This window comes from Cystobacter fuscus, assembly GCF_044360685.1.
In the GTDB taxonomy this organism is placed as follows: Bacteria; Myxococcota; Myxococcia; order Myxococcales; family Myxococcaceae; genus Cystobacter; species Cystobacter fuscus_C.
The window spans coordinates 9097702-9105326 of sequence record NZ_CP043491.1; the positions used below are offsets into that span (position 1 = coordinate 9097702).

Annotated in this window: 9 protein-coding genes; 2 read left to right on the plus strand and 7 right to left on the minus strand. The window is 68.4% G+C overall.

Annotation, left to right across the window (positions count from 1 at the left end; genetic code table 11):
* From F0U63_RS37305 to F0U63_RS37325, 5 genes are all read right to left on the minus strand, one after another.
* Window positions 1-324: a Carotenogenesis protein CarS gene (locus F0U63_RS37305; RefSeq protein WP_395837691.1), complete on the minus strand. Its 324-nt coding sequence runs from the start codon at window positions 322-324 to the stop codon at window positions 1-3.
* On the minus strand, window positions 321-983 hold the full coding sequence (locus F0U63_RS37310) for a DUF1109 domain-containing protein (RefSeq protein WP_395837693.1): 663 nt from the start codon (window positions 981-983) through the stop codon (window positions 321-323). The genes F0U63_RS37305 and F0U63_RS37310 overlap by 4 nt, the downstream gene beginning before the upstream one ends.
* Window positions 980-1516, minus strand: coding sequence for an RNA polymerase sigma factor (locus F0U63_RS37315; RefSeq protein ID WP_395837695.1), 537 nt, complete (start codon window positions 1514-1516; stop codon window positions 980-982). Before F0U63_RS37315 ends, F0U63_RS37310 begins: the two co-directional genes overlap by 4 nt.
* A gap of 128 nt (window positions 1517-1644) precedes the next feature.
* Window positions 1645-2196, minus strand: coding sequence for a CAP domain-containing protein (locus F0U63_RS37320; RefSeq protein ID WP_395837697.1), 552 nt, complete (start codon window positions 2194-2196; stop codon window positions 1645-1647).
* A 411-nt stretch (window positions 2197-2607) separates the two neighbouring features.
* Window positions 2608-3579: an MBL fold metallo-hydrolase gene (locus tag F0U63_RS37325; protein ID WP_395837699.1), complete on the minus strand. Its 972-nt coding sequence runs from the start codon at window positions 3577-3579 to the stop codon at window positions 2608-2610.
* Between the two features lie 104 nt (window positions 3580-3683).
* On the opposite strand from F0U63_RS37325, the gene F0U63_RS37330 reads away from it, so the two are divergent.
* Entirely contained in the window at window positions 3684-4280 is a 597-nt protein-coding gene (locus F0U63_RS37330) for a TetR/AcrR family transcriptional regulator (protein ID WP_395837701.1), read from the plus strand.
* Between the two features lie 54 nt (window positions 4281-4334).
* On the opposite strand, the gene F0U63_RS37335 is transcribed toward F0U63_RS37330, so the two are convergent.
* The gene (locus F0U63_RS37335) at window positions 4335-5084 is read right to left on the minus strand and encodes a hypothetical protein (RefSeq protein WP_395837703.1); all 750 of its coding nucleotides are present in this window, start codon (window positions 5082-5084) and stop codon (window positions 4335-4337) included.
* Window positions 5077-6657: a hypothetical protein gene (locus F0U63_RS37340; RefSeq protein WP_395837705.1), complete on the minus strand. Its 1581-nt coding sequence runs from the start codon at window positions 6655-6657 to the stop codon at window positions 5077-5079. The genes F0U63_RS37335 and F0U63_RS37340 overlap by 8 nt, the downstream gene beginning before the upstream one ends.
* 422 nt (window positions 6658-7079) lie before the next feature.
* Between F0U63_RS37340 and F0U63_RS37345 the strand changes: the two genes are divergently transcribed.
* A complete protein-coding gene (locus tag F0U63_RS37345; RefSeq protein ID WP_395837707.1) occupies window positions 7080-7586 on the plus strand; it encodes a DUF1993 family protein in 507 nt (168 codons plus the stop codon).
* The last annotated feature ends 39 nt before the right edge of the window (window positions 7587-7625 follow it).

Below are 7625 nucleotides of genomic sequence, written 5' to 3' on the forward strand. Positions count from 1 at the left end.
TCAGTGCACCCAATGCAGGCCCATGGGCATCGCCCCGCCCGGCCCGGTGAGCCGGCGCCAGAACCACTCCGACGAGCGCTCGAGCTCCCAGGGGAAGAACAGATCCTCGCCCAGGTCCTCGACCCGGACCTTCACCAGGGGCTCGTGAGGGTACTGCCGGTGGGGATCGTCGTACACGAGCGCCACCACGATGCCCCAGCGCCCCTGGAAGCGCTTGTCCAGGGACTCCTCGGAGGCCGAGAGGGAGATGCGCATGGGCTCGCCGATGCGCACGGGCGCGCCCTCCACGTCGTGGGCGAGGATGAGTGACGTCTGCTGGCTCATGGGGCGTAGGACCGGGGTGTGAGGAATCTGGAGACCACGAGCGTCGTGACACTGACGAGCGCCCAGGCAGACAGGTGATAGAGCAGGACATGGTGCCGCCCCTGCGCGCACGCGAGTTCCCCCACGAACGCGCCCGCGGTGCCCACGGACAGGCCACCCAGCAGGGCACGCCGCGGATGGAAGGCGGCGCTCCGCAGCGCGGCGAGGGTCACGACCCCCGGCAGCACCCCCATGCCGAACTGGCTGAGGGTGCAGACCCACTCCGGCAAGGAGGACGGCGCCTGGATGGAGTCGCGCGCGAGGACGAGGGCGGCGGCCCCGACGAGCGCCAGGCCCAGCCCGGCCCGCTGGAGCGCCTGCCCGCGGGGAGCGAGCGCGGCCCGGGCACACACGGCGCTGATGGCCCACAACAAGGCCAGCCTGGGCGCATGGGCCCACAGCACCTCACCGGACGTGCGGCCCAGGGCCCACAACACCCCAGCCGCCGCAGCCGTCAGCGCCACCGAGAACCCGAGCAGCCGCGCCGCCTGGGCCCTCCAGCCACGCACGGGCACGGGGCTCGCCAGCTCCGCGCGCACCGCCGCCAGGGCCCGCGCCCTCGCGGCGTCATCCCCGGCAACCTCCCGGGAGAGCAATGTGTCCAGGGACGGAGCCATCATTCCCCCACCAGCCCGTCCAGCAGTTGCCGCAGCTTCTCGAAGCCACGGTGGGCCCGCACGCGCGCCGCGCTCACGCTGATGCCGCGCATCGAGGCGATCTCCTCGTAGGACCAGCCCTCGAGCTTGTGCAGGAGGATGGCCTCGCGCTGATCCGGCGACAGCCGCTGCAGCGCGTCCTCCAGGTGCTTGCGCATGCCGGGATCCGACGGATCCGCGGTGACCGGGGCCGGCGGAGGCGCGCTGTCCCGATACGCCTCGCGGTGCTGGCGGCGGCGCAGGGCATCCCGCGCGGCGTTCGCCGCGATCGTCATCAACCAGGGGCCGAAACGCGTCCCCCGTTCGAAACGGTCCCGCGAGCGGACGACCGACAAGAACGTCGTCTGCAGCAGATCCTCCGCGAGCGCACCATCACGAACCATGCGTGCCAGGAAGCCCTGCACCGCGCCGGCGTGCCGGCTGAACAGGACCTCGAAAGCAGCGTGATCTCCCTCGCAGAAGCGTTCCATGAGCTCTTCGTCCGTCGCGTTCCCCATCCCCTGGCCCACCTACGTGCCACGTGGAAAAACGTTTCCGCCCTCCGTACCGGACGGAGGGGGAAGCGTCAAACGCTTGAAATCCTTGGGGAAACGCCGCGAGAGCCCCTGGAACGGGCTCAAGCGTCCTACTGAGCGCCGAAGTCCTGCGTCCAGTAGTGCTTGTAGGTGCTCGAGGGCGCGTAGAAGTAGCCCACGCCCAGGTTCTTGACGTTGGAGCCCATGATGTTGTTGCAGTGGCCCGTGCTCTTCATCCAGCCGTCCACCACCGCGGCGGGGGTGGCATAGCCCGCGGCGACGTTCTCCGAGGCCGCCCTCCAGACGTAGCCGGCGTTGGTCATGCGCTGCCACGGGGTGGAGCCGTTGGAGCCGTTGTGGCCCATGAAGTTGTTGGTACCCATGTCCTGCGAGTGGACGCGGGACGCGCAGCGCAGCCGCTCGTCGAAGGTGACCGCCGGGACCGCGGGCTTGGCCACGCCACCACACGTGGCGCCCGCGGCCCGCTTCTGGTTCACCAGCTTGAGCACCTCGTCCTCGAACGCCGTCCAGGACGCATTCCAGGTGAGCACCCCGTTACAGTACGCCGGGAGCGCCAGCGGAGCAGCCGCCGGAGACTCGGCCACTGCCGTCGTCGAGGAGGAGTCTCCGATCCCCGCCTCCTGCTCGAGCCCAGGCTCCATTCCGCCCCCACATCCAACGGACAGGGTGGCACCCAGGACGAAAGACAACACAGAGGAAAGACGCTTCATGGATGGGCCTCGATCGACAAATGTCGGGGATGAGTTGTGAAGACACGGGCAATACACCAAAAACCCGCCTTCATGGCAACACGAGAATTCGATGTAGTTTGCCGCCCTGGGTGGAAGCCGGAATGGCTCCCCCTAGCGGGGTGCGCATCGTACAGCGAGACACTCCATCGTCTTCTCGAAAACAATCCCGCGCTTTCGAGGCAGCTCAATCAGCAATCGGCCGGGCACTCGCGAGGACAAAGGGCTCGTGCGTGCCGAGGCCCGGTCGAGCGCCCGCAGGGGTTGACATGGCTTGTCATCGGCGGGACGAAGCCGCGACCAAACCCTTGCGAGAAAGACTCATCAGTGGGGGATACTGTAGTTGGCCGGTACCCAGGTGTATCCCTTGCCATTGGCGCGCAGATGGCCGAGGCCCGGGAACGAGACGTGAGCGACGGCCACCCAGTAGCCCTGCTTCGCGGCCTCGGCGTAGGCCTTCGCGCGCTGGGGCGCCGCCGCCTTGGAATCCGTGTCGAATTGGCAGGTCACCGAGGGCTCGGGGAACTGCACCGCCGCCACATGCATCATATCCCCCCAGAACACGAGCTTCTGCCCCTGGCTCTCCGCGACGTAGAACGTGTGCCCCGGCGTATGGCCGGGCGACTCCAGGGTCCTGATGCCCGGCGCCAGTTGCGTGTTGCCCGTGAACGCCTCGAGCTGGCCCGCCTCGGCATACGGCGTCAAGGAGGCCTTCGCCTCCGGGAAGCGCGGCTTCTGGCTCTCCGGCGCCTTCTCCGCGTTGGCGGCGTTCAGCCAGTAGTCCACCTCGCGCTTGTCCACGTACACGCGCGCGTTCGGGAAGGTGCGCTTGCCCGCCACCACCAGGCCCCCCGAGTGGTCCAGGTGCACATGGGTGATGAGGATGGCGTCGACCTGCTCGGGCTGGTAGCCCGCCGCGCGAATGCTGGTGACCAGCTGGCCCCCCGCCGCTCCGAACAGCTCGCCCGCCCCCGTGTCCACCAGAAACAGCTTGGAGCCCGTGTTGATCAAATAGGCGTTGATCGACGTCTCCACCGGCGAGGTGAGGTACTCGGCGGCCAGCAACGCCTCGACCCGGCCCGGCCGCACGTTCGTCAGGATCTTGTCCACCGGCAGCGGCAGGGTGCCATCCGACAGCGCGGTGACTTCGAAGTCGCCCAACATCATGCGGTAGAAGCCCGGCGCCTGCGTCTTCACCAGCGGCGCGGCGGCCTGGGCGGGCGCCGTGAACAGCCCCCCCGTCACCGTGAGCAACGCGGCCAGCGTGGCACTCCTGGAAAGGGTGCGCATCGTCATGAAAGGTCTCCTGGATGTAGGATTGCCGGACACCGTCCGGGCTCGGATGATACCGAGCGGTATCGCTTAATGATACCGACCGGTATCAGAGTCAAGGGGAAGGGATGAAGGACAAGACGATGAAGGTGCCGCCCCGGGAGCGGATCCTCGCGGCGGCCGAGGAGCTGTTCTACCGGGAGGGCATCCGGGGAGTGGGCGTGGAGGCGATCGCCGCGCGGGCGGAGACCACCAAGATGGCGCTCTACCGCCACTTCGAGTCCAAGGACGCGCTGGTGACCGAATGGCTCCGGCTCGAGGTGGCGCGCGATGAGGCCGTGCTGGACCGGCTCGCCGCCGAGCACCCGGGAGATCCCCGCGCCCAACTGCTGGGCTGGGCGAAGCACATCACCGAGCGGCTGTCGGGAGAGTCGGACCGGGGCTGCCCGTTCCTCAACTCCGTGGCGGAGCTGCCCGACCGCAACCACCCCGCGCGGCAGGTGATTGAAGCCCACAAGAGCGCGCAGACGCGCCGCGTGGTGGAGCTCTGCGCCCAGGCGGGCCTTGCCGATCCCGAGGCGGTCGCCAGCGAGTTCGTCTTCGTCATCGAGGGCGCCCAGGTGAGCGCCCAGAGCATGGGCACGGCGAACACGTGCGAGCGCCTGCTGTGCATCGTGCGAAGGCTGCTCGAAGAGGCTCCGCCCTCCGCCGCACCGCGGCGATGAGGGGGGGTGAGGGCCTGGCGTCCGGTGTGACGGATTCGGCGATTGAGCCAGTGGTCAGTAGAACGTGTCGAGTAGCGCGTCGATGCGCTCCCGTAGCGCACGCCGAGAGAGACTCTCGGGAGCGAGGGTGCGCTCCCGTAGCGCTGTCAGCGCCGCCTTCAGTGCGGGGTCCTGCGCATTGAGCCGGTCGAGCGTGTCGTCCGAAACGAGCTGGTGATACTCGTGCACCAGGGGCACCAGCCCGGCGTCGTCCGCCAGCCGAGAGGGTGAACCCGGGCCGCCCATCGTGTCGGGGATGAGGTGCCGCACTGGCCAGGCAAGCATCCAGCCGTAGTACCGGCCGTCATCGCACAGCAAGTCGAGTGACGGGGCGACGTTGATACGGTAGCGCCTCTGCGTCGGGGCGAGTTCTTCGAAGTAACACAGCAGCGCCGAGCCATCGAGTGCCAGATGCCTCGCTGTCGTCCCATCGAACAGGAACGACTCGCGCTCACGCAGGCGCGGCAGCCCGGGAGAGACGGGACTCTCCTTCCAAACCGCGAGCTCCCCTCGGTCCAGGTTTCGCTCCGGCACCTTGAGAATCACCGTCTCCAGCAGCAGGGTATCTTCGCCGAACCGGAACTCGTCTCCCCAATCGAAGGAGCTACCCAGCGTGCGCGCGAGGTGGGCGTCATAGCCTCGCGCGGAACGGAAGGGGCCCACGTTGAGCGTCTCCAGCGTCCATCCCGGCAGGGTGGTGAGGGTGAGTCCAGGGACTACGTCCACGGCGCGGTCGGAGGGCAAGCGAAGCGTCGTGTCATTCATGGGAATCACCTGGGGGAGGCCATATCTGAGTAGCCGCGGGTATCCTCGGCCTGTTCGGCGGGACCGGGATAGTGCCGCTGGTCATCATCTCGGGAGTGATGGGCGTGCCCAGATCCGTGGGCGCGCCTCCAAGTGCTCGCGCCCCAGACTCAGCCCGGATGCCACTGGGGCCATAGCCCGTGATGACCTGACCCTGGCCGCTTCCCGGGCCCTCGACGACCACGATGTCACCGCCCTGATGGTAGATGAGCTTACCGGCGCGCCCGGACGACTCGTAGATGGCGTCGGGGTTGCGCAAGATTTCGAGCACGCGGGCCTCACTGAAGTGCGCATGGTAGTTGCCAGCGCGCCGGAAAGTGCCCGCCGCGGCCTTCTCGCGAATCTGCTCGAGGACCCGCCGAACACGCCAGTCGGCGATGGCCTCGCCACCGAGAGTGCTTCTGGCTCCAGCCCTCTTTGGGGTGGTGTCCTCCGCCATGGGCTGGGTGGAGCCCCGAAGCTCGGGCCTCGCCTGGGACAGCACAACCTGCGCCCTGGCCAAGTCACCACGGGACTCGTAGATGGCCACGGCGACCGGATCTCCCCCGTCGGCCACCATGACGGCCACCTCGCGACGGCCCTGAATGAGCCGCGCCAACCGCCCAAGGCCGTCCTCGCCCAGCCGCTCCCGCAGCCGTTCCACCACCTCCTTCAGCAACGGCAAGCGCAGTTCGGGCAGTTGGAGCCGCCCCCCTTTCTCCCCGATGCCCGCGACCCCCTTGACCTCGGAGAAAGAACGCCCCCCCTTGCCACCAGCGTACAGACCCACCAGCAGCGCCACGGGCGCCAGTTCCCGCGCGGCCTGCTCGTAGCGGCCCTGGTAGAGCGAAATCCCCCCATGCCCCGTCCCCTCCGCCAGGTAGTAGAAGCCCAGCGGCACTCCGAACGTCAGGGAGTCGAAGGCGCCCAGCGCCACGTGGCCCGGTGCCCAGTGCTCCCTCGTCAGGGCCTGCTCCGTCTCGTCGAAAGCCTCCTGGTAGGGCGGGGGCAAGTGGGCTCTCGTGGCGAACACGCCCCCTCCCCGAGCTCCATCCACCGCGGGGATGGAGGAGGCCGCGTCGGCGGCGGCACGGCCCAAGCCCCGCACCACGTCCCCGAGTTGTTCGTCCCGCTCCGGGTAGTCCGAGAGCTTGAAGCCCCGCCGCGCCAACGCCTCGCGCACGGCCTCCATCTGCCCCAGCGTCTGTTCCAGTTGCTTGTCCCGCGCCAGCAGCAGCAACAACTCACGCACCTCATCATCGAAGGCCGTGTCGACGAGGAAGAGGATGAGCACCTGGGCGTAGGCCCCGTACTTCCGGGTGGCCGTGACGAGAAAGGACAAGCGCTTGCGCTGGAGCACCCGCGCGGCCCGGGCCTCCATCGGCCCCAGCGCGCCGAGCCTCACGGCGGACCAGTCCTCCAACGCCTCCACCAGCCGAGGCATGTCCACCCGGCGCTGCAACGCCAGGAACTCCCCGGGCGAGGTGCACTGGAAGAAGGGCGCGAGCAACTCTTCATCCCACCAGGAGGAGTAGTCCGGCCAGCCTTCCGGCACAGCCTGGCCCCCGCATGAGAGCGAACCTTGGGGAGCTCGCTCCTCTCGCGACACCTCGGCGGGGCCGTGGGCGTCACCCGCGTCAGATGGCGGAGGCAACGTGGCGCAGCCCGTGGCGAAGAGGGCAACCGCCACCCACAGCGCCGCCCACCTGACTCCCCGCGCTTCAACGCACATCACCCCTCCCCAAGCCCAAGGGTGTCATGGGCTGTACCTCGCAGCCAGAGGTGCGACCTCTGGCAAGGAGCCCCGCTCCGCCGCACCGCGGCGATGAGGGGGGGTGAGGGCCTGGCGTCCGGTGTGACGGATTCGGCGATTGACAGCCCTCGCGCGGGCCCCCAACCTGCCGGCCGGCCCCGCCCTCGCCGTCCCCCGAATCCAGGGTGGGAGCCCTTCGCAGTCCCCCTACCCCCGGAGCCACCATGTCCCTGTCGATGTATCAGGCCTCGATTCCCACCTTCGTGCGCATGCTGGGCAATCTGTCGGCGATCCTCACCAAGGCCGCCACGTATGCCGAGACGAAGAAGTTCGACCCGTCCGTCTTGATCAACGCCCGGCTCGCGCCCGACATGCTGCCGCTGTCCTTTCAAGTCCAGATCGCGACCGATATGGCCAAGGGCTGTGCCGCCCGGCTCGCGGGGAAGGAGCCCCCGAGCTACCCCGACACCGAGGCCACCTTCCCCGAACTCCAGACACGCATCGCCAAGACGATCGAGTACCTCAACAGCGTGAGTCCGGCGCAGATCGACGGCAGCGAGGAGCGCACCGTCATCCTCAAGATGCGCACGCAGGACATGCAGTTCCAGGGGCAGGTCTATCTGCTCTCCTTCGTGCTGCCCAACTTCTATTTCCACGTCACCACGGCCTACGCCATCCTGCGCCACAATGGAGTGGACATCGGCAAGATGGACTTCCTCGGCGGCCGCTGAGTGAGGGATTGAGGGCTCGCGACGGGGCGATGGATGTGA

Excerpts from the sequence above, each read along its gene's own strand:
- F0U63_RS37305 (WP_395837691.1), bottom strand. The coding sequence starts at position 324 with ATGAGCCAGCAGACGTCACTCATCCTCGCCCACGACGTGGAGGGCGCG.
- F0U63_RS37310 (WP_395837693.1), bottom strand. The coding sequence starts at position 983 with ATGATGGCTCCGTCCCTGGACACATTGCTCTCCCGGGAGGTTGCCGGG.
- F0U63_RS37315 (WP_395837695.1), bottom strand. The coding sequence starts at position 1,516 with ATGGGGAACGCGACGGACGAAGAGCTCATGGAACGCTTCTGCGAGGGA.
- F0U63_RS37320 (WP_395837697.1), bottom strand. The coding sequence starts at position 2,196 with ATGGAGCCTGGGCTCGAGCAGGAGGCGGGGATCGGAGACTCCTCCTCG.
- F0U63_RS37325 (WP_395837699.1), bottom strand. The coding sequence starts at position 3,579 with ATGACGATGCGCACCCTTTCCAGGAGTGCCACGCTGGCCGCGTTGCTC.
- F0U63_RS37330 (WP_395837701.1), top strand. The coding sequence starts at position 3,684 with ATGAAGGACAAGACGATGAAGGTGCCGCCCCGGGAGCGGATCCTCGCG.
- F0U63_RS37335 (WP_395837703.1), bottom strand. The coding sequence starts at position 5,084 with ATGAATGACACGACGCTTCGCTTGCCCTCCGACCGCGCCGTGGACGTA.
- F0U63_RS37345 (WP_395837707.1), top strand. The coding sequence starts at position 7,080 with ATGTCCCTGTCGATGTATCAGGCCTCGATTCCCACCTTCGTGCGCATG.